The organism is Aquisalimonas lutea, from assembly GCF_030409225.1.
In the GTDB taxonomy this organism is placed as follows: domain Bacteria; phylum Pseudomonadota; class Gammaproteobacteria; order Nitrococcales; family Aquisalimonadaceae; genus Aquisalimonas; species Aquisalimonas lutea.
In genome coordinates this window covers 102,645-122,681 of record NZ_JAUFPK010000005.1, presented here as the reverse complement: position 1 = coordinate 122,681, position 20,037 = coordinate 102,645, and the positions used below count along the sequence as shown (strand labels likewise).

Genomic DNA, 20,037 nt, shown 5'->3' with positions numbered 1-20,037 from the left:
GCGGCGGGGCGACGACTACGGCGGTGTCCCCTTCTCCGATGTGCAGGCGGCCACGCCGGCGTCCGCCGACGATTCCTCTGCATCCCCGCCTCGCCCCGCCCGTTCGTGCCGGGGCACGACGACAGGCGCACCGTCGCCCGGCGCCGCCAGGATGTCGGCATCGACGCCGTAGAGCGTGCGGATCAGCGCGGGCGTCACCGTTGCGCGGGGCGGTCCGTGATCGACGATGCGACCGTCGCGCATGGCTACCAGGGTGTCGGCGTAGCGTGCCGCGGTGGTCAGGTCGTGCAGGACCATGACGACGGCGCGGCCGCCCGCCGCCAGATGGCGGATCACGCCGAGCACTTCCACCTGGTGTCCGAGGTCCAGCATGCTGATGGGCTCGTCCAGCAGCATCACGGGCGTGTCCTGCGCCAGCGCCAGCGCCAGCCAGCACCGCTGGCGCTGGCCGCCGGACAGGCGGTCCAGCCGCCGGTCCGCCAGGTCGGTGATGCCGGCGTCCGCCATGGCCCGGGTCACGGCGGCTTCGTCCCGGGACGACCACTGGCGCAGAAGCCCCTGGTGCGGATGGCGCCCGAAACGGACCAGCCCTGCGGCGGTAATCCCCTCCGGCGCCTCCGGTACCTGGGGCAGCAGCGACACGCGCCGGGCGACGGCGCGCGGGCGGAGCCGCCAGACATCCGCTCCGCCCACGCGCACGCAACCGCCCGCAGGCCGGTGCAGCCGCGCCATGCACCGCAGCAGCGTCGACTTGCCGCAGCCGTTCGGGCCCACCACGACGGTCACCTCACCCTCGCGTACGCCCAGGCTCACGTCACGCACCGCAGTATGCCCCGGGTATCCGGCCGTGAGGTTGTCCGCGACGAGATCCACTCACCCCTCCCTGCTGTTCGACAACAGCACCCAGATCAGAAACGGGCCGCCGACGATGCTGGTGATGGCGCCGGCAGGAAGCTCGGCCGGAGCGACGACCACCCGGCCGACGGTGTCCGCGCCGAGAACCAGCAGCGCGCCGATCAGCCCGGACACGGCCAGGGGCACGCCCGGCCGCCCGGCCAGCCCCCGGGCGATGATGGGCGACGCCAGGGCGATGAAGCCCATCGGCCCGCCCACCGGGCCGGCGATACCCACCGCCAGCCCCGCCAGCACGACGGCGAGCAGCAGGGCGATCAGCTGGCACCAGCGCACGTCCAGGCCCAGCGATGTCGCCGAGTCCTCGTCGAACTGGAGCAGGGCCAGCCGGCGCGCGAGCAGCCAGGCCGTCACCAGCACGACGCCGAGCAGGACCATGCCCGGCCCGGTGACCGCATCCCCGCGGGCGTTCAGGCTGCCCATGCTCCAGATGTAGACGGCGCTGGCATGCTGCAGCTCGCCCCAGGATAGGCCCAGCTCGGCCGTGGAGCGCAGCACCGCCGACAGCGCCAGACCGATCACCAGCACCCGGTAGCCGCGGGAGCCGATATCCCCGGTGAGCACCAGCAGCAGGGCCATGGCCGCAAGCGCCCCCAGGGGAGCGGTCCACCACGGCCCCAGCGCGTCGGTGCCCGTCACAAACACCGAGAACATGACCGCCAGCGTCGCGCCCTCGTTGACGCCGAGGATGGCGGGCGTGGCGAGACGATTGCGGGCCAGCGTCTGCATCAGGCAGCCGGCGACGCCCAGGGCGAGCCCGCCGGCCACCGCGGTCAGTACCCGCGGCAGGCGGAGCTCCAGCACCAGCAGGCGCTCCGTCGGGCTGCCCTGCCCGACCAGGGCCGCCACCGTCGCGGCCGCGTCCAGCCCGCCCGGCCCCAGGGCGATCACGAACGGCAGCGCTGCCGTCAGCACCGCCAGCAAAACGACCGCGGCAGCCAGGGGGCGCAGCCGCCACCGCAACGAGTACGCCCCCAGCCGGATGCCTCCCTCCCACGTACGCCCGCCGGCGGCGCCTCTCCCGGCACCAGTCACGGTCCGCCTCCGGAGGTCGTCAGGCGCAGCAGGCGGTTGGAGCGCACCACCCAGATCATCACCGGCGCACCCAGCAGGGCGACCAGAACGCTGGCAGGCACCTCGAACGGCGGCACGACGACACGCGCCACGATGTCCGCGCCCAGGAGGACGGCCGCCCCGACCACGCCCGACAGGACGCACTGGACACCCAGCCGGGGCCCGGCAACCGCGCGGGCGGCATGCGGTGCGAGCAGGCCCAGGAACGCGATGGGTCCGGCCAGGGCCACCGCCGAGCCGGCGGCGAGGGTCGCCGCCAGGGCCACCCAGGCGCGGATCACGCGCGGATGATGCCCCAGCGCCCGGGCGGCATCGTCGCCGAGCAGCAGCGCCGAAAGCGGCCGCGTCACCAGCAGGGCCAGGGCGACGCTGGCGGCCACGGCCGGCATGATGAACCACAATGCACCCGTGTCGACGCCGGAGAGCGTCCCCAGGACCCAGAAGCGGTACTGATCGTAGCTCGCCTGATTGCCGAGCAATACCGCCGCGGTCAGCCCGCTGAAGGTCGACCCCAGGGCAATGCCGGCCAGGACCAACCGCAGCGGCGTCGCCGCCCCGGCGTTGGCGAGCAGCAGCACCAGGGCGCTGCCCGCGAGGGCCCCGGCGAAGGCCCACACCAGATAGGCCGCTCCGGTCCCGGCGCCGGCGTAGGTAATGCCGAGCACCACCGCCAGCGCGGCCCCGGCATTGATCCCCAGAATCCCGGTCTCGGCCAGGGGGTTCCGTGTGAGCGCCTGAAGTAGACAGCCGGCAACACCCAGGGCGATGCCCACCACGACGGCGGCGGCGGTACGTGGCAAGCGGAGCGTGCGGATCACCGTGTCCGCGGTGGCCGCGTCGGGCACCGAGCCGGCGCTCAGGAGGTACCGCAGGCTGCCGACGGGCCCGGGCTCGCCCGCCCCCGTCACCAGCGACAGGACGACGAGGGCCGGCAGGACCAGCGCGACCAGGGCGCCGGCCAGCAGGCGCGCGCTGCGGCCCTCGTGCCGCGGCGCCGTCACCGCGGCACCATTGCCTGCTCGATATCCTCCAGCACGGCGAGCGCGGCGAGCGGGCCACCGAGGCTCGTCCACAGCGAGCCGTCCACTTCGACCACGCGGCCGTTGCGTACGGCCCGCAGACCGCGGAACGCCGGCATCTCGCGGGCCCGCTCCAGGGCACGCCGGGCGTCGCCCTCCCGCCGCAGCGTGCCGAGAAACAGCCAGTCACCGTCGATGCGCTCCAGCGCCTCGAGGCTGAGCGGCGGCGAGTGGGCAACGCCGGGCTCCTGCTGGGCGGCGGGCCGGGCGAGCCCCAGGTCGCGGATCACCGTGCTGGCGAATGCGTCATGCTGCATGTACATGGGGCCCCGGGGATTCCAGCGGACGATGCTCACCGTCGCGTCGGCGTCGGCCCCGATGGCCGCCCGCAGGTCCGCGACGCGTTGCCGATATCGCTCCAGGAACGCGCGGTAGCGTTGCTCGCGTCCCAGCGCCTCGGCGGCGTTGCGGAAGGCGCTGCGCCAATCGTCGTCTGCGCGGTAGGTCACCACCGTCGGTGCGATGCGCCGCAGGCGTCCGATCAGCTGCGCATCGGGCAGGCCGCCGGCGAGAATGAGATCCGGTTGCAGCTCGACGAGACGACCCAGCGACGGCTGCATGAAATGACCCACGATGGGGACGTCATCGGCGCGCTCGCGCAGGTAGCCGGGCACGTCGTTCTGGCCGCGGCCGCTGGTGGTCCCGGCGGGGTCCAGCCCCAGGGCCAGCAGCGCATCGAGATCGCGCTCGCTCAAGGCCACGACCCGCTCCGGCTGCTCCGGGACGGCCACCTCGGCGCCCGTTACGTCGGTCATCGTGCGTGTCTCCGCGGTCAGCGCAGGCGTCGCCGCGCCCAGCAGCACAACGCCCGCGAGCAGCCGCGCCCAGCACATCATCGTCGTCACCCGTGTTCCCCCCGGTCTGGTTGTCGTGGCGCATCGGCGGCGAGCTCATCCATGATGCGGTGGCGCTCTTCGTGGAACGCCTCCTCCGAGAGCGCGGCGCGCCAGTATGGAATCGCGTAGAGGTTGCGCCGGTCGAAGCCGCGCACCGTACGCAGGTGGTCACGGATCGCGACGACCGCGGAGCGCTCGCCCGCGACCCATGCAGAGCACGGCGCAACGGGCCACTCCAGGCGTTCCACCCACGCCGCCAGCCGGCGCCCGCCGAGCACCGGATCGCGGCAGTGCAGCCAGCTGACGGCGACACCCTCGGGGTGGTCCAGCGGCTGGACGTCCGCGCTGTCGGGAACCTGGATCAGGGCCTGACCATGTGCCGATGACGGCAGCTTCTCCAGCAGCGCACCGATGGCCGGCAGGGCGGAGAGATCGCCCGCGAGCAGGTAGAACGACGCCTGCCCCAGCATCGGGTCCGGCCCGCCGGGGCCGGCGATGCCCATGCGATCGCCCGGCCGCGCCTGCCGGGCCCAGGCCGATGCGATGCCGTCGTCGTGGAGCACGAAATCCACGTCCAGCAGCCCTGTATCCGGATCGTAGCGCCGCACCGAGTAGGTACGCGTCACGGGGCGTTGTTCCGGCGGAGGCCAGACCGGGCCGTTCGCCCCCGGCTCCGGCAGGACCGGCTGCGCCTGTCCGGGCCGGGGCAGGAAGACCTTGATGTGGGCTCCGTCCCTGCCCGCGGGAAAGCCGTCCAGCTCCCGGCCGCCGAGGCGGATGCGGCGCATGTGCGGGCTCAGCTCCAGCACCTGCTGTACTTCCAGCATGCGCGGGGGCGTTCTCGCCCGGTGCCCTGCCCCTGTCCCGGACCGGCTCATGACCGCCTCCGCGCTCAGAACCGGTAGGCCGCGGTGAGCTTGACGTTGCGCCCGGGCTCGTAGTCGGTGGTCTCCAGCTGGCCGAACACCGGGTGCATCGTCGTGCCCGTGCGCGATGCATGCGATGCATAGAATTCGTCGAACACGTTGTCGACGCCGAAGGTCACGGTCAGCCCCTCCAGGCGACCCTGCGGAAGCCACTGGACGGAGACGTCGTGGACATCGTACGACGGCTTGGGATCCGAGCCGGAGGGCACGTTGTCCTCTTCGGCGACGTAACGCGAGGTCCAGTTCAGCGCGAGATCCAGGCTGCGGATGTAGTGGTCCAGCGTTACGGCATACGTGTCGCCGATCTCGCGGTCGAGCGGCTCACCCGTGTCCCGGAATTCCGACTCCTGGGCAGAGTGGGTCAGCGTCAGCGAGGTGCTGCCGACGGTGTACTTGACGTTCGCCTCGTAGCCCTCGATCTCCAGGGTACCGGCATTGACCAGGCGCGTGCTGCCGCCGACGCGTTCGGACTCGATACGGTCGTCGATGCGCGTGCGAAAGACCGTGAATCCGGCGGCGAAGCTGTCCGCGCCCAGGAGATCCTCCCGGCTGAATCGCGCGCCCAGCTCGTCGTTGCGGCCCGTTTCGGGCTTGATATCCTCGTTGGGCAGGAACGCACCGGGCTCGTTGGTAAAGGTCTCGGCAAGCTCCGGCCCCTTGAAGAGCTCGGTAGCGCTGGCGTGCAGCATGAGGGAGTCGCTCACGGCGAATTCGCCGGCCAGGGCCGCCGACCAGGCATCGAATGTGTCCTCGGTGGTCTGCGAATCCGCCTCGTACCGGTCGTAGCGCACGCCCGGGGTCAGGGCGAAGCGATCACCGAAGGCCAGGCGGTCTTCCAGATAGGCTGCGTACTCGTCGCTGCGCTCCTCGGTCAGCTCCTGTCCGTCCTCGCTGTATGTGGCCTCCTGGCGGAAGACCTCGACGCCGTAGGTCAAGCGGTGCGCCACGAAGGGCCCGTCCGCGGCGGTGCGCAAGCGCGCCCGGGCACCGCGGTTGGCCACCTCGCCCTGGACCACGGGCCGCCCCACCCGGGTCTCGTCGCGCTCGAGGGTGAGATCGTTGTAGTACGCAGTGGCATCGATGGCGGTGCCGTCGGCGGGGCTGCGCTCGTAGTTCAATGACCAGGTATCCCGGGCGTACTCCGTGGGGTACTCCAGGTCGCTGTTGGGGATGCTCTCGTTGGTCGCCCGTCCGACGTCCGGTCGATACGTGTAGTCCCCTTCGTCCCGGTAGCGATCGTAGGAGAGCTCGAGGCGATCGATCTCCGTCAGGTTCCAGCCGCCCTTGACCAGGCCGTTGGCGATCTCGCCGTCGTTGCCGATGTTCCGCGTCCCGGAACCATCCTCCGGGTTGTCGCGGTCCGTGTAGTAGGCGTAACCCATCAGGTCGACACCGCCGCCGACGCGCCCGTAGCCGGTCACGGAGCCGCGACGCTCGTCGTTGGTAAAGTACGAACCGGACACGCGGGCACCGGCGCTCTGCCCGGGGCGCAGGAGATCGTCCGGGTCCTTCGTCTCGAACGCGGTGGAACCGCCCAGGCCGCCGCGCGCCACCGAATTGCGCCCCACCCGCAGCTCGGCGGACTTCAGGATGTCCGGATTGATCAGGAGATTGCCCATGTGGTGGTACATGAACGCGTTCTGCCGGGCCCCGTCGATGGTGACTTCCAGGTCGGTATCATCGAGCCCGCGGATGTTAATGCGTTGGTTCGTGGAGTGGGTCCCGCCGACCTCGACACCGGGCTGATCCCGCAGGAGATCGCTCAGGTGATCCGGCTGCTCCAGGGTAATGTCGCCCTCGCCGAGATAGGTGGAATCACTGGATACCTGCGCGCTCCAGACATCGATGGTCTTCAGCGTCTCGACGGGATGGTCCTGGGCAGCCGCCAACGGGCTCAGCCCCAAGAGAATGACCCCGCCGAGCGTTCTCCCGGCGGTGCGTCCGCACCGGTTCCTGCCGGGCCGTGCACGGGTCGCCGGGACGCTCTCGTCATCGCGCGTTTTCATCCGCTCGACTCCTGTCTTAGAAATGGTAATGATTCGCATTTATAATATCGACTGGCAGGATGGCGTGTAAGGCGCGTCTGCTATGCGGAGACGGCAAACCGCTATGACAGCGGACCACGCGGCAAGGAGGGTTCAGCGCGAGTGAGCAACGTCACGAGACATCCCGGCACGGTCGCCGCGGCAGTGGAAGCGGGGCCTGCACGGCAGTTGCAGCGGCATGTGGTGCACCCCGGGGAGATCGCGGCCCGCGCGGCCCCAGCGGGCGCTCACTACCGCCTCGGTCGCGGCATGGAGCCCACGGGAACGGGTGTGCTCGACGGCGGGTTTCTCCTGTGGCAATCGCCGTCCGGGCTCATCGTCCACGCAAGCAGCGGCCGCGAGATACTGGACTCGACCGCGACCATCGAGCTTCCGGCACGATTCGTCGTTACGGTGGTCCTGGAGGGAACGCTCGCCTTCTCCCTGGACGGCTGTCCGTTCCGGGTGGGACGAGCCGACCGCAGCCAGCAGGCCGCGTGCCTGGGCATCACGACGACCCGCTCCAGCGTTCTGTCGCGACGAATCCACCCCGGTCAGCTCACGCGCAAGGTATCGGTGGCCGTTGACCAGCACTGGCTCGCCCGATGGTTCGGCCAGCCGCTCCCCGACGGATATGAAATCCTCGGGCACCATCTCTGCCACCGCTACTGGCAGGCATCCCCCGAGGCCGAGGCACTGGCGCTGGCGCTGCTGAATCCGCCGGCCCTGGACACGCCCCTGCAGCAACTCGTACTGGAGAGCCGCGCCCTCGAGCTGCTCAGCGTTGCCGTACAGGCCGTCCGCGAAGACCCGACCACCCCCGCCGAAGGGATCGGCCTGCCGGATACGCGCCACGACATGCAGCGGCTGAACCGCGTCCTGGATTTCATCGAGCAGCACGGCATCGGCTCACCCGGCATCCGGGAGAGCGCCCGGCACGCGGGCATGAGCGTGAGCACCCTGCAGCGGCATTTCAAGCGGGCATTCGGCGAGACCTTCCTGCAGTACACCCGGCGGAGGAACCTGGAGCGCGCCCGCACCGCCCTGCAGAAGAACGAGCTCAGCATCGGCGAGGCATCGTATCTGGCGGGGTACCGTCACGTGCCGAACTTCATCCACGCCTATCGACGCATGTTCGGCCAGACTCCCGGCGCGACCCGCGGGACATGAGTCGTTCGTCGCGCTGCGGGGGTAGGCGATGGGGGACGCTGAAACGAAAACAGGCGGCCGGAGGCCGCCTGTCCATACTGCTTGGTAGCGGGGGCAGGATTTGAACCTGCGACCTTCGGGTTATGAGCCCGACGAGCTACCAGACTGCTCCACCCCGCAATTGACGCTGCGCATGGTAGCGCTCAGGCCCCGGGAACGCAACCAGTATTCGTGCGCTATCGAGCAGCGTGCCGGGCTTCAGCGGCGCTTGCGCAAGTAGCGGCGCAGATCGTGGTAATAGATGAATCCCGGAAGCGCCATGATGGCGAACAGGCACAGGTTCACCACCCAGAACTCCCAGTCCTGCTGATAGATCTCGCCGATGGCGCGGTATTCCAGACCGGCCGCCAGCAGCCCCACCACGGCGAACATCAGGGCCCATTCCAGCAGGCGCATCCATTCGGGCTTGCCGCCGGCGGGCGGCCGGCGGATGAACAACACCCGTTCCGTGAGCCAGGGCAGGTTCGCTGCCACCAGCGCGATGAGCAACAGCGCGACGACGGCGACGGTGATGCCCACGAATCAGCCGAAGGCCGCCATGCACACCGCCACCAGCGCCCCCGGGAACAGGCCCAGAAGCAGCACGCTCAGGCCGTTGGCGGCCAGAACGAAACGAAAGCCGCCGGAGCCCGAGGGCTGCGGGCCGCCCTCCGCCTCGGGCTGATCGAAGTAGCACAGGCGCACGACGCGCAGGTAGTAGAACGCGCCGACCACGGCGCCGATGACCGCGAACACCGCCGCCCACATGACGCCGGCGTCCACCACCGAGCGGATGACCAGCCACTTGGCATAGAAGCCCACGGTACCGGGAATGCCGGTGAGAGAGACCATGAGCAGCAGCATGACCAGGGCGAACAGCGGACTGCGCTCGTTGAGCCCCTTGAAGTCTTCCAGGTTCTCGGCCTCGAAGCCCTGCCGGCTCAGGAGCATGATCACGCCGAACGCCGCCGCCACGGTGAACGAATAGGTCACGGCGTAGAACATGGACGCCCCGTAGCCCTCGGCGGAACCGGCGACAAAGCCGAGGAAGATGAAGCCGATGTGGTTGAAGGTGGAGTACGCCAGCATGCGCTTGATGTTGGTCTGCACCAGGGCCACGGTATTGCCGATGAGGATCGATGCCACGGCCAGCAGCAGCACCATGTTCTGCCAGTCGCCGTGCAGAGGCTCCAGGCCTTCGCCGATGAGCCGGATGAACAGCCCCACCGCCGCCACCTTGGAGGCCGTGGCGATGAACAGGGTCACGGCCGTGGGCGCGCCCTGGTAGACGTCCGGCACCCACATGTGGAACGGCACGGCGCCGAACTTGAACGCGACCCCCACCACGGTGAACACCAGGCCGAACACCAGCAGCAGGCGGCTCTCCGCGGCCGCGACGTCCGTAATGGCGGCGAGGTCCAGGCTGCCCGTGGCGCCGTACAGCATGGACATGCCGTACAGCAGCATCCCCGAGGCCAGCGCCCCGAGGACGAAATACTTCATCGCCGCCTCGGAGGCCGCCGGCGAGCCCCGGCGCATGGCCACCAGCGCGTACAGGGACAGGGACATGAGCTCGACCCCCAGGTACAGAACCAGCAGGCTGTGGGCCGAGATGATGACCATCATGCCGAGGGTGGAGAACAGGCTCAGGAGGTAGAACTCGCCGCGGAGCATGCCCCTCTCCCGCAGGTAGTCCCGGGAGTAGGCAAACGCCAGGAAGGTCAGCAGCAGCACGGTCACCTTGAGAACCACCGCCATGGCGTCGGCGACATAGTTGCCGTCGAACGTGGTGACATCGAGGCCCCATTGCGCCTGCACGGTGATCAGCGCCGCGCTCAGCAGACCGAGCTGGGCAACCCAGTAGGCCGGCGTGTGATCCCGGTCCCCGCTGAACAGATCCACCACCAGCACCAGGCACGCCACGCCGAGCATCCAGATCTCCGGCAGCGCCAGCGTCAGGTTCGGTATCTCGAAGGCATCCGTCGTCATAGCTTTCCTCAGAGCTCAAGGCCCAGCGGCGAATCGCGGCCGCTAGCGGCGCGACCCGCATGCGTTAACGTGTCAAAGCCCGGCGTTCACTACCTCGAGCAGGTTCGCCAGGGACGGTTCCATGATGGCGATCAGCGGCGCCGGCCACAGCCCCAGCCAGAGCACGGCCACCGCCAGCAGCCCCAGCACCAGCTTCTCGCCGGGGTCCACGTCCTCCAGGGCGCCGACGTTGTCGTTGGCCACCGGCCCGTACATCACGCGCTTGATCATCCACAGGGTATAGGCGGCGCCCAGGATCAGCGTCAGGCCGGCCAGGAAGGCATACCAGAAGTTCGCCTGGAAGGAGCCGAGGATGACCATGAACTCGCCGACGAACCCGGACGTACCCGGAAGCCCGGCGTTGGCCATGCCGAACAGCACGAACAACCCGGCGAACACGGGCATGCGGTGGGCGACGCCCCCGTACTCGCTGATCATGCGCGTGTGCATGCGGTCGTAGAGCACGCCCACGCACAGGAACATGGCCCCGGAGACGAACCCGTGGGAGACCATCTGCACCATGGCGCCCTCCAGCGCCAGCAGCGCCCCGGCCTGGTCGCCGGTGCGGGCCACCACCTGGAAGATCACGAAGAACCCCAGGGTGACGAAGCCCATGTGGGCGATGGAGGAATACGCGATGAGCTTCTTCAGGTCCTGCTGCATCATCGCCACGAAACCGATGTACACCACCGCGATCAGGGACAGCAGGATCATCAGCCAGTCCAGGTGCATGCTGGCTTCGGGGACGATGGGCAGGGCGAAGCGGACGAACCCGTAGGCCCCGAGCTTGAGCATGATGGCCGCCAGGATGACGGAGCCGCCGGTGGGCGCCTGGACGTGGGCGTCCGGCAGCCAGGTGTGCACGGGCCACATGGGCACCTTGATGGCGAACGCCAGCAGGAAGGCGACGAACAGCCACAGCTGCGTCGCCAGGGGCAGATCCAGGCCGTACATGTCCGGAATGCTGAAGCTGCCCGCCTGGAACTGGAGGTAGATCACCGCCACCAGCATGAGCACCGAGCCCACGAAGGTATACAGGAAGAACTTGATGGTGGCGTAGATGCGCTCCGCGCCGCCCCAGATGCCGATGATCAGGAACATCGGCACCAGGATGGCCTCCCAGAACACGTAGAACAGGATCGCGTCCAAGGCCGAGAACACCCCGACCATGATGCCTTCCATGATCAGGAAGCAGGCCAGGTACATGGCCGGCCGGTACTGGATGCGGGATCCGGCCGCCAGCACCACCAGCAGCGTGGCGAAGGTGCTCAGCACCACCAGGGGCATGGAGATGCCGTCGACGCCCAGGAAGTAGTTGACGCCCAGCGTCTCCACCCAGGGCCGCTTCTCCACGAACTGCATGGCCGCCGTACCCGGCTCGAACCCGATGATCAGGCCGAGGCTGAGCACGAAGGTCAGGCCGCTGACCAGCAGCGCGACCAGGCGCGCGCGGTCGGCCTTGTCGTCGCCCAGCAGGAAGATCAGGGCGCCCCCGAGAATGGGCAGCCAGATGAGCACGCTCAACAAGGGCCAGGAGGATTCCAACATCCGTTACTTCCTTACCAGTTCAAACGGGTTTCGGGCGCCGGCATCCCGGCCGCCACCGTGTCTCTTTCTGCCTTCGCGTCAGCGCAGTGCGAACATGAACCAGGTCAGCAGTACCAGCAGGCCGATGATCATCACGAACGCGTAGTGATACAGGTAGCCGGTCTGGCCGTGGCGGAGCACGGCGGCGACGCGCCCGACCGTGCGCGCGGTGCCGTTGACCACCAGGCCGTCGATCAGGCGCACGTCGCCGCCCCGCCAGAGCAGCGTGCCAAGGCCCCGTCCCCCGGCGGCGAAGACGTTGAGGTAGAGGTCGTCGAAGCCGTACTTGTTCTCCAGGATCCGGTAGGGCGTCTGCAGGCGCTGCTGCAGCTGCGCGGGGAGATCCGGGCGCCGGATGTAGAGATACCAGGCCACGGCGAAGCCGGCGGCGGCCAGGTAGATGGCCGGCGTCTTGAACGCGTGCAGCGTGAACTCGCCGACGCCGTGGAAGCCGATGGCGCCCAGGGCATCATGGCCCGAGCGCACCAGGATGCTGTCCCCGAACCAGCCGCCGAAGACCATGGGCCCGACGGTAAGCAGCCCGATGAGTACCGACGGGATCGCCAGCAGGATCAGGGGCACCGTGACCACCTTGGGGCTCTCGTGGAGATGCTCCCGGGTGTGATGATCCATACGCTCCTCGCCGTGGAAGACCAGGAACAGCAGCCGGAAGCTGTACAGCGCGGTGACGAATACGCCCAGGAGAACGCACCAGTAGGCGAAGCCGGCGCCGATGCGGTCGGAGTGGTGCACCGCCTCGATGATGGCGTCCTTGGAGAAGAACCCGGAGAAGCCGGGGAAGCCGATCAGTGCCAGGGTGCCGATGAGCATGGTCCAGTAGGTCACCGGCATGTACTTCTTCAGCCCGCCCATCTCGCGCATGTCCTGCTTGTGGTGCAGGGCGATGATGACCGAGCCCGCCCCCAGGAACAGCAGCGCCTTGAAGAAGGCGTGGGTCATCAGGTGGTACACGCCGGCGGCATAGGCGGACGCCCCCAGGGCGACCACCATGTAGCCGAGCTGGGAGAGGGTCGAGTACGCCACCACGCGCTTGATGTCCTGCTGCACCAGGCCCACCAGGCCCATGAGCAGGGCGGTGATGGCGCCGATGACCAGCACGAACGCCAGCGCGGCCTCCGAGTACTCGAACAGCGGCGACATGCGGGCGACCAGGAAGATGCCCGCGGTCACCATGGTGGCAGCGTGGATCAGGGCGGAGATCGGCGTCGGGCCTTCCATGGAGTCCGGCAGCCAGACGTGCAGAGGCACCTGCGCCGACTTGCCCATGGCCCCGATGAACAGCAGGATCGCCGCCACCGTAACCACCTGCCATTCGGCGCCGCCCAGGATGCTCATGGTCTGGTCCGGGCGCACCGCCACGGCGTTGAACACGTCGCCGTAGTGCAGGCTGCCGAAGTACATCACCACCGTGGCGATGCCCAGCAGGAAGCCGAAATCGCCCACGCGGTTGACCAGGAACGCCTTGAGATTGGCGAACACGGCGCTGGGACGGTTCATCCAGAAACCGATGAGCAGGTAGGACACCAGACCCACGGCCTCCCAGGCGAAGAACAGCTGCAGGAAGTTGTTCGCCATCACCAGCATCAGCATGGAGAACGTGAACAGGCTGATGTAGGCGAAGAAGCGCTGGTAGGCGTTGGGCCGCAGGCGGCTGGTCTCGGGCCAGTTGTGATCCTCGTCGGCCATGTAGCCGATGGTGTAGATATGCACCATCAGCGAGACGAAGGTCACCACCGCCATCATCATGGCGGTGAGCTCGTCCACCAGGAAGCCCACCTCGAACTCGATGCCGCCGGCAACCATCCACGTGTACACGGTGCCGTCGAAGGTGGTGCGGTCGCCCCACATGAAGCCGGTCAGCACGTACACCGACAGCAGGGTCGACAGGCCGACCAGCGCAATGGTGACGCGGTGGGCGCCGACGCGGCCGAGCTGGCTGCCGAACAGCCCGGCGACGATGGCGCCGATCAGCGGCGCGAGGACGATGACGAGGTAGAGAGTCTCCATGGGTCAGCCCTTCATGGTGTCCAGGTCGGCCACGTCGATGGAGTCGCTGCTGCGGAACAGCGTCACCAGGATCGCGAGCCCGATGGCCGACTCGGCGGCGGCCACGGTGAGAATGAAGAACACGAACACCTGCCCCGCCAGATCCCCCATGAACGTGGAGAAGGCGATGAAGTTGAAGTTCACCGCCAGCAGGATGAGCTCGATGGACATGAGCAGCACGATGGCATTCTTGCGGTTGAGGAAAATGCCGGCCATGCCCAGGGAAAACAGAATGGCCCCCAGGACCAGAAACTCGGATAGCTCGATCATTGGTTCACCTGTCCGGGTGCTCGTTGTCGTTCCGCCCGGTACTGGTACTACCGGACCCCCCGAAGGAACGCGCCATGCGCAGCCGATCTTCCTTGCGGACCCGCACCTGCTGTGCGACGTCCTGATGCTTGACCCCCTCGCGGCGCCGCAGCGTCAGCATGATGGACGCGATGATCGCCACCAGCAGGATGACCGCGGCAAGCTCGAAGGGATAGACATAGACGGTGTAGAGCACCCCGCCCAGGACGGTGGTATTGCCCGTCTCCGCCGGATCGGGGATGGGAAGGGTCGCATCCGGCAGCGCACCCGGGTCCACCGCGCCGCTGCCGAGCACGAGAATCATCTGCACCACGATGAGCGCGGCCACCGGCACGCCGATGTACAGATGCCGGACGAAGCCCTCGCGCAGGCGCGCCAGGTTGATATCCAGCATCATCACCACGAACAGGAACAGCACCATGACGGCGCCGACGTAGACCAGCACCAGCACGATCCCCAGGAACTCGGCGCCGGCGATGATCCACAGCACGGCACTGTTGAAGAACGCCAGCACCAGGAACAGCGCCGCGTGCACCGGGTTGCGCGCCGTAATCACCATGGTGGCCGCGAAGATCAGCACCGCGGCGAAGACGTAGAATAGGATCTGTTCGATCACGCGTTATCGCTCCCAGGCTTCGTGGTTCCGGTCCGCGCGTCGCCGCCGGCTAGCGGAACGGCGCGTCCATCGCCCGGTCCCGGGCGATCTGTTGTTCGTACTTGTCACCGATGGCCAGCAGCTGGTCCTTGGTGATGATGTTCTCGCCCCGGTTCTCCATGTGGTACTCGAAGATCCGGGTCTCGACGATGGAGTCCACCGGGCAGGACTCCTCGCAGAAACCGCAGTAGATGCACTTGAACAGGTCGATGTCGTAGCGGGTCGTACGGCGCGTGCCGTCCTCGCGCTGCTCGGAGTCGATGGTGATCGCCAGCGCCGGGCACACCGCCTCGCAGAGCTTGCAGGCGATGCAGCGCTCCTCGCCGTTGGGGTAGCGGCGCAGGGCGTGCAGCCCGCGGAAGCGCGGCGACTGCGGGCCCCGCTCGTCCGGGTACTGCACGGTCACCTTGCGCGCGAACAGGTTGCGCCCGGTGAGCTTGAGCCCCAGGAGCAGCTCCCAGAGAAAGAATGTACGGAAGAAATCGCGTACTGCTGTCATGTCGACACCCAATCAGTCGAACCAGGGCCCGAAACCGGTGAGAATCATGGCCGCCAGGACGAACAGCCACACCACCGTCACCGGAATGAGCACCTTCCAGCCCAGGCGCATGATCTGGTCATAGCGGTACCGCGGGAAGGTGGCGCGGAAGGCCAGGTACAGGTACAGGAATACCGCCACCTTGAGCACGAACCACACCAGCCCCGGCACCCAGGCGAACATCGGCCCCAGCAGGGGGATGCCCGTGAACGGCGAATACCACCCCCCGAGGAACAGGATCACCGCCAGGCCGGAAATCAGGATCATGTTGGCGTATTCCGCCAGGAAGAAGACGGCGAACGCCACGCCGGAGTACTCCACGTGGAAGCCGGCGACGATCTCGGACTCGCCCTCGGCCACGTCGAACGGCGCGCGGTTGGTCTCCGCGACGCCGGAGATCCAGTAGGTGACGAACAGCGGCAGCAGCGGCAGCCAGAACCAGTGCCAGATCGGCCCGCTCTGCGCCAGCACGATGCCGCTCATGTTCAGCGACCCGGCCGCCATGAGCACGCCCACCAGGGCGAAGCCCATGGCGATCTCGTAGGAGACGATCTGCGCCGCCGAGCGCATGGCGCCGAGCATGGCGTACTTGGAGTTGGAGGCCCAGCCGGCGATGATCACGCCGTAGACCCCCAAGGAGGTCATCGCCAGCACGTACAGCAGCCCGGCGTTGACGTCGGCCAGCACCATGCCCTCGCCGAACGGGATCACCGCCCAGGCCGCCAGGGCGGGCATGATGGACAGCAACGGCGCGATCAGGAACAGGAAGCGGTTGGCGTTGGTGGGCAGCAGCACTTCCTTGAACAGCAGTTTGAACACGTCCGCGAACGGCTGCAGCAGGCCGTACGGCCCCACGCGGTTGGGCCCGTTGCGCAGCTGCATGTAGCCGATGACCTTGCGCTCGGCATAGGTCAGATACGCCACGGACAGGATCAGGGGCCCGACGATCAGGCCGATCTTGAACAGGATCCAGATGACTTGGGTCAGTTCCGCCATGGGTTATTCAGTCCCCGCTTCCTGCACGCACGCCACCCCGGACGCGGCGCTCCCGTTCGTCGGGCCGCGCACGCGGCAGCGGCCCGTTGTTGTCAGCGGCTCGCCGTCGCTGCGCCCTCAGGCGCGTGCCAATGCGACCGGCCCGAACATGGGCCCGAGACCCGCCGTTGCCGTGAGCCCGGCGGGCACCCATACCGCGCCGTCGGCAAGGGCATCATCGATGATCAGCGGCAGCACCGTGCTGTGCCCGCCCTGCTGCACCTGCACCCGGTCCGCGTCGGCAAGCCCCTGCTGCTGCGCGGTCGCCGCACTGATCCGCACACCCTGCTCCGTCGCGTGCCGGGTGCGCTGCAGCGCCGGCGCGCGGCGCACCAGGGCATCGCCGCCGTAGATCGGCACCAGGCCGACACGGTACAGGCCGTCCTCGGCCGCCGCTTCACGGCCGGGCGCCAGCCATTCCACCCGCGCCGATGGTGTTTCCTCGCGGCAGCGCTCCGCAAGCTCGTCGGTGATGGCGTCCGGCGCATCATACTCGAAACCGTCCAGCTCCAGGACATTGCCGAGCACGCGGAGCACCTTCCAGGCCGGCCGCGCCTCGCCCACGGGCTGGGCGACCCCGGGGAAGCTCTGCCACCGCCCCTCGGCGCTGACGTAGGTCCCGGCCGTCTCGCCGAACGTGCCCACCGGCAGCAGTACCTGCGCGTACTCGCGCATGGCATCGGTGACGAACGCCGTCAGGCAGACGACGCTGGCCGCCTGCCGCAGGGCCGCCTCGGCCGCCGCGCCGTCCCAGCAGTCGCGCTCCGGCTCGGCACCGAGCACCAGGTACCCTTGCCGGGGCGCCTCGGTCATGGCGCGGGCATCCAGGCCCGGCTGCGACGCCGGCTGCCCGCCCGCATCGCGATGCGGCACCGCGCCGGCCAGCCAGGCGCCGGCCTGGTTGGGGCCGTCGGTGAGAATGCCGAAACGGCTGTCGGACAGATCCGCCACCAGGGTGCCGAGCATGCGCAGCACCGCCCCCCGGGGATGGGCCTGGACGCCCTGGCCCAGGAGCACCGCCGTGCGGGCGTTGTCCCGGAGTCGCGCGGCCATCGCCCGGTGCGCCTCGCCTACCTGCGCCCCGGCCAGCAGGTCGTCCAGGCCTTCCGGGGCCTGGCGGCCGGTGGCCGTCTCCAGCAGCGCCGCGGCCACGGCGGCGAACTCGGCGACCATGTCCGCCGGCGCGGCGACGCGCTCGGCGGCCAGGGGGTAGTTGAGATCCTGCGCGCGGTAGTTCAGCGACATGATCGCCCCACCCTGGAGGGCGGCCTTGCGCAGGCGGTGATTGACGATGGGCTGGTCCCAGCGCGGCTCGCTGCCCACCAGCAGCGCGGCTTCCACGCCGTCCAGGGCTTCCAGCTCGATGCCCAGCGCGGGGAATGTGCCGCTGCGGTCCTGGTCGCTGAAGTCCGCCTCGCGCAGCCGCGCATCGATGTTCGCCGACCCGAGCCCGCGGGTCAGCCGGCCGGCCAGGTACATCTCCTCGATGGTGGCGGTGGGGCCGACCAGGGTCCCCAGGGCATCGCCGCCCTCGCGGGTGACGACGCCCTTGAGGTGCTCGCCGGCCACCTCCAGGGCGGTCTCCCAGTCCGTCTCCTGCCAGGCGCCGCTGTCGTCGCGGACCATCGGCGCCTGCAGGCGTTCACCGCTGTACACGCCCTCGTAGGCGAAGCGGTCCCGGTCGGCGATCCAGCACTCGTTCACGGACTCGTTGTCCCGGGGCACGATGCGCTTGATGGCGCCGCGCACGTGATGGATCTGCAGGTTGGAGCCGACGCAGTCGTGGGCGGACACCGACGGGTGGCTCAGCATCTCCCAGGAGCGCGCGCTGAAGCGATACGGCTTGGAGGTGAGCGCGCCCACCGGGCAGAGGTCGATGATGTTGCCGGACATCTCCGAGTGCACGCCGGCACCCACGTAGGTGCCGATCTCCGTGTGCTCGCCGCGGTTCAGCGCCGCCAGCTCGCGGGTCCCGGCCACTTCTTCCAGGAACCGCACGCAGCGGGTGCAGTGGATGCAGCGCGTCATCTCCGTGGAGATCAGCGGGCCCAGGTCCTCGTCCTCCACCGCGCGCTTGCGCTCGGTGAACCGGGACACGCCCCGGCCGTAGCCCAGGGCCAGGTCCTGCAGCTCGCACTCGCCGCCCTGGTCGCAGATGGGGCAGTCCAGGGGATGGTTGATGAGCAGGAATTCCATCACGCCCTTCTGCGCCTTCAGGGCCCGCTCCGAGCGGGTGCGCACCTTCATGCCCTCGGCGACGGGCGTGGCGCAGGCCGGCAGGGGCTTGGGCGCCTTCTCGACGTCCACCAGGCACATCCGGCAGTTGGCCACCACCGACAGCTTGCGGTGATAGCAGAAACGCGGCACGTGGATGTCGGCGTTATCGGTAGCCTCGATGAGCATGGAGCCCTTGGGGACCTCCAGCTCGCGGCCGTCCACCTCGATGGTCACCGTCTCCGGGTTGGTTGCTTCGGCGTTGTCTGTCATGCGGCAGCCCCTGCGGAATCCTCGACCATGGAGCGCTTGTACTGGATGTAGTGCTCGAACTCGTGCCGGTAGTGCTTGAGGAAGCTCTGCACGGGCCAGGCCGCGGCCTCGCCGAAGGCGCAGATGGTGTGGCCGGCGATCTGCCCGGCCGCGCCCTCGAGCCGCTCCAGGTCGGCCCACTCGCCCTGGCCGTTGCGGATGCGGCGGATCACCCGGTACATCCAGCCCGTGCCTTCACGGCAGGGCGTGCACTGGCCGCAGGACTCGGCGTAGTAGAAGCGCGCTATGCGCTCGATGGCCCGGACCATGTCCGTGGTCTCGTCCATGACCATGACACCCCCGGAGCCCAGCGCCGAGCCGGCCTGGGCGAGGCTGTCATAGTCCATGTCCAGCTCCATCATGGTCTCGCCGGGAATCACCGGCATCGACGAGCCGCCGGGGATAACGCCCTTGAGCTTGCGTCCCTTGCGCACGCCCCCGGCCATCTCCAGCAGGTCCCGGAACGGCGTCCCCAGGGGGATCTCGAAGTTCCCCGGGTTCTCCACGTGGCCGGAGACGCAGAAGATCTTGGTGCCGCCGTTGTTGGGCTTGCCCAGGTTCAGGAACCACTCGGGGCCGTTGCGCATCACCACCGGCACGGAGGCCAGGGTCTCGGTGTTGTTGATGGTGGTGGGCCGGCCGTACAGGCCGACCTGGGCCGGGAACGGCGGCTTGTAGCGGGGCAGGCCGCGCTTGCCCTCCAGCGACTCCATCAGGGCGCTCTCCTCGCCGCAGATGTAGGCGCCGGCGCCGTAGTAGTTGTAGAGGTCGAAGTCGATGCCCGAGCCCTGGATGTCCCTGCCCAGGTAGCCGGCCTCGTAGGCCTCGCGCACGGCCTGCTCGACGCGCTCCCAGGGCTCGTGGTGGAACTCGCCGCGCAGGTAGTTGTAGCCCACGGTCGCGCCCATGGCGTAGGCGGCGATGGCCATGCCCTCCACCAGCGCGTGGGGGTTGTAGCGCAGGATGTCGCGGTCCTTGCAGGTCCCCGGCTCGGACTCGTCGGAGTTGCACAGCAGGTACTTCTGGCCCGGCGCGTTGCGCGGCATGAAGCCCCACTTGATGCCCGGCGGGAAGCCGGCGCCCCCGCGCCCGCGGAGTGACGACTGCTTCACCGTCTCGATGATGTCCTCGCGCGGCGTGTTCTCGCGCAGGATCTTCTCCCAGGCCTCGTAGCCGCCGATGCTGCGGTAGTTTTCGAGGGTCCAGGGCTCATCGAAGTGCAGCGTCTGATAACAGACCTCGTTGACCATGGG

General features: G+C 68.8%; 17 protein-coding genes and 1 tRNA gene. 1 reads left to right on the top strand and 17 read right to left on the bottom strand.

All coding sequences use genetic code 11. The features are described from left to right. Positions 1 to 15: 15 nt before the first annotated feature. The 6 genes from QWY84_RS14690 to QWY84_RS14665 form a co-directional block, all read right to left on the bottom strand. Positions 16 to 873, bottom strand: coding sequence for an ABC transporter ATP-binding protein (locus QWY84_RS14690; RefSeq protein WP_290203558.1), 858 nt, complete (start codon positions 871 to 873; stop codon positions 16 to 18). Next, positions 874 to 1,947 (bottom strand): FecCD family ABC transporter permease, encoded by a 1,074-nt coding sequence (locus tag QWY84_RS14685; protein ID WP_290203557.1) that lies wholly within the window; start codon positions 1,945 to 1,947, stop codon positions 874 to 876. Then, positions 1,944 to 2,987, bottom strand: coding sequence for a FecCD family ABC transporter permease (locus QWY84_RS14680; protein ID WP_290203556.1), 1,044 nt, complete (start codon positions 2,985 to 2,987; stop codon positions 1,944 to 1,946). The genes QWY84_RS14685 and QWY84_RS14680 overlap by 4 nt, the downstream gene beginning before the upstream one ends. Continuing rightward, positions 2,984 to 3,901: an ABC transporter substrate-binding protein gene (locus QWY84_RS14675; RefSeq protein ID WP_290204049.1), complete on the bottom strand. Its 918-nt coding sequence runs from the start codon at positions 3,899 to 3,901 to the stop codon at positions 2,984 to 2,986. Before QWY84_RS14675 ends, QWY84_RS14680 begins: the two co-directional genes overlap by 4 nt. A 5-nt stretch (positions 3,902 to 3,906) precedes the next feature. Continuing rightward, a complete protein-coding gene (locus QWY84_RS14670; RefSeq protein WP_290203555.1) occupies positions 3,907 to 4,728 on the bottom strand; it encodes a siderophore-interacting protein in 822 nt (273 codons plus the stop codon). 65 nt (positions 4,729 to 4,793) lie between these two features. Further along, positions 4,794 to 6,833, bottom strand: a complete 2,040-nt coding sequence (locus tag QWY84_RS14665) for a TonB-dependent receptor domain-containing protein (RefSeq protein ID WP_290203554.1) — start codon at positions 6,831 to 6,833, stop codon at positions 4,794 to 4,796. 141 nt (positions 6,834 to 6,974) lie between these two features. Here QWY84_RS14665 and QWY84_RS14660 point away from each other — a divergent pair, with 141 nt between their 5' ends. Next, on the top strand, positions 6,975 to 8,021 hold the full coding sequence (locus tag QWY84_RS14660) for a helix-turn-helix transcriptional regulator (protein WP_290203553.1): 1,047 nt from the start codon (positions 6,975 to 6,977) through the stop codon (positions 8,019 to 8,021). 82 nt (positions 8,022 to 8,103) lie between these two features. On the opposite strand, the gene QWY84_RS14655 is transcribed toward QWY84_RS14660, so the two are convergent. The 11 genes from QWY84_RS14655 to nuoF form a co-directional block, all read right to left on the bottom strand. Further along, positions 8,104 to 8,180 (bottom strand) — tRNA-Met (locus QWY84_RS14655). 78 nt (positions 8,181 to 8,258) lie between these two features. Then, the gene (locus tag QWY84_RS14650) at positions 8,259 to 8,579 is read right to left on the bottom strand and encodes a DUF2818 family protein (protein WP_290203552.1); all 321 of its coding nucleotides are present in this window, start codon (positions 8,577 to 8,579) and stop codon (positions 8,259 to 8,261) included. A 3-nt stretch (positions 8,580 to 8,582) separates the two neighbouring features. Then, a complete protein-coding gene (nuoN, locus tag QWY84_RS14645; protein ID WP_290203551.1) occupies positions 8,583 to 10,028 on the bottom strand; it encodes an NADH-quinone oxidoreductase subunit NuoN in 1,446 nt (481 codons plus the stop codon). A gap of 72 nt (positions 10,029 to 10,100) precedes the next feature. Further along, entirely contained in the window at positions 10,101 to 11,615 is a 1,515-nt protein-coding gene (locus QWY84_RS14640) for an NADH-quinone oxidoreductase subunit M (protein ID WP_290203550.1), read from the bottom strand. Positions 11,616 to 11,693: 78 nt separating this feature from the next. Beyond that, positions 11,694 to 13,682 carry an NADH-quinone oxidoreductase subunit L gene (gene nuoL / locus QWY84_RS14635; protein WP_290203549.1) on the bottom strand — a complete coding sequence of 663 codons (1,989 nt, stop codon included), beginning with the start codon at positions 13,680 to 13,682 and terminating at the stop codon, positions 11,694 to 11,696. A 3-nt stretch (positions 13,683 to 13,685) separates the two neighbouring features. Beyond that, a complete protein-coding gene (gene nuoK / locus QWY84_RS14630) occupies positions 13,686 to 13,991 on the bottom strand; it encodes an NADH-quinone oxidoreductase subunit NuoK (protein WP_290203547.1) in 306 nt (101 codons plus the stop codon). Positions 13,992 to 13,995: 4 nt separating this feature from the next. Beyond that, positions 13,996 to 14,643 carry an NADH-quinone oxidoreductase subunit J gene (locus QWY84_RS14625; RefSeq protein ID WP_290204048.1) on the bottom strand — a complete coding sequence of 216 codons (648 nt, stop codon included), beginning with the start codon at positions 14,641 to 14,643 and terminating at the stop codon, positions 13,996 to 13,998. Positions 14,644 to 14,695: 52 nt separating this feature from the next. Beyond that, positions 14,696 to 15,184: an NADH-quinone oxidoreductase subunit NuoI gene (nuoI, locus tag QWY84_RS14620; protein WP_290203546.1), complete on the bottom strand. Its 489-nt coding sequence runs from the start codon at positions 15,182 to 15,184 to the stop codon at positions 14,696 to 14,698. 12 nt (positions 15,185 to 15,196) lie between these two features. After that, positions 15,197 to 16,219, bottom strand: a complete 1,023-nt coding sequence (nuoH, locus tag QWY84_RS14615) for an NADH-quinone oxidoreductase subunit NuoH (protein ID WP_290203545.1) — start codon at positions 16,217 to 16,219, stop codon at positions 15,197 to 15,199. A 117-nt stretch (positions 16,220 to 16,336) separates the two neighbouring features. Then, positions 16,337 to 18,745 (bottom strand): NADH-quinone oxidoreductase subunit NuoG, encoded by a 2,409-nt coding sequence (nuoG, locus tag QWY84_RS14610; RefSeq protein WP_290203544.1) that lies wholly within the window; start codon positions 18,743 to 18,745, stop codon positions 16,337 to 16,339. Continuing rightward, positions 18,742 to 20,034: an NADH-quinone oxidoreductase subunit NuoF gene (gene nuoF, locus QWY84_RS14605; RefSeq protein ID WP_290203542.1), complete on the bottom strand. Its 1,293-nt coding sequence runs from the start codon at positions 20,032 to 20,034 to the stop codon at positions 18,742 to 18,744. The genes nuoG and nuoF overlap by 4 nt, the downstream gene beginning before the upstream one ends. Between the last annotated feature and the right edge of the window lie 3 nt (positions 20,035 to 20,037).

Coding starts and splice junctions, on each gene's coding strand:
- nuoI (WP_290203546.1), bottom strand. CDS start 15,184: ATGACAGCAGTACGCGATTTCTTCCGTACATTCTTTCTCTGGGAGCTG.
- nuoL (WP_290203549.1), bottom strand. CDS start 13,682: ATGGAGACTCTCTACCTCGTCATCGTCCTCGCGCCGCTGATCGGCGCC.
- nuoN (WP_290203551.1), bottom strand. CDS start 10,028: ATGACGACGGATGCCTTCGAGATACCGAACCTGACGCTGGCGCTGCCG.
- QWY84_RS14665 (WP_290203554.1), bottom strand. CDS start 6,833: ATGAAAACGCGCGATGACGAGAGCGTCCCGGCGACCCGTGCACGGCCC.
- nuoH (WP_290203545.1), bottom strand. CDS start 16,219: ATGGCGGAACTGACCCAAGTCATCTGGATCCTGTTCAAGATCGGCCTG.
- QWY84_RS14640 (WP_290203550.1), bottom strand. CDS start 11,615: ATGTTGGAATCCTCCTGGCCCTTGTTGAGCGTGCTCATCTGGCTGCCC.
- QWY84_RS14670 (WP_290203555.1), bottom strand. CDS start 4,728: ATGCTGGAAGTACAGCAGGTGCTGGAGCTGAGCCCGCACATGCGCCGC.
- nuoG (WP_290203544.1), bottom strand. CDS start 18,745: ATGACAGACAACGCCGAAGCAACCAACCCGGAGACGGTGACCATCGAG.
- nuoK (WP_290203547.1), bottom strand. CDS start 13,991: ATGATCGAGCTATCCGAGTTTCTGGTCCTGGGGGCCATTCTGTTTTCC.
- nuoF (WP_290203542.1), bottom strand. CDS start 20,034: ATGGTCAACGAGGTCTGTTATCAGACGCTGCACTTCGATGAGCCCTGG.
- QWY84_RS14675 (WP_290204049.1), bottom strand. CDS start 3,901: ATGATGTGCTGGGCGCGGCTGCTCGCGGGCGTTGTGCTGCTGGGCGCG.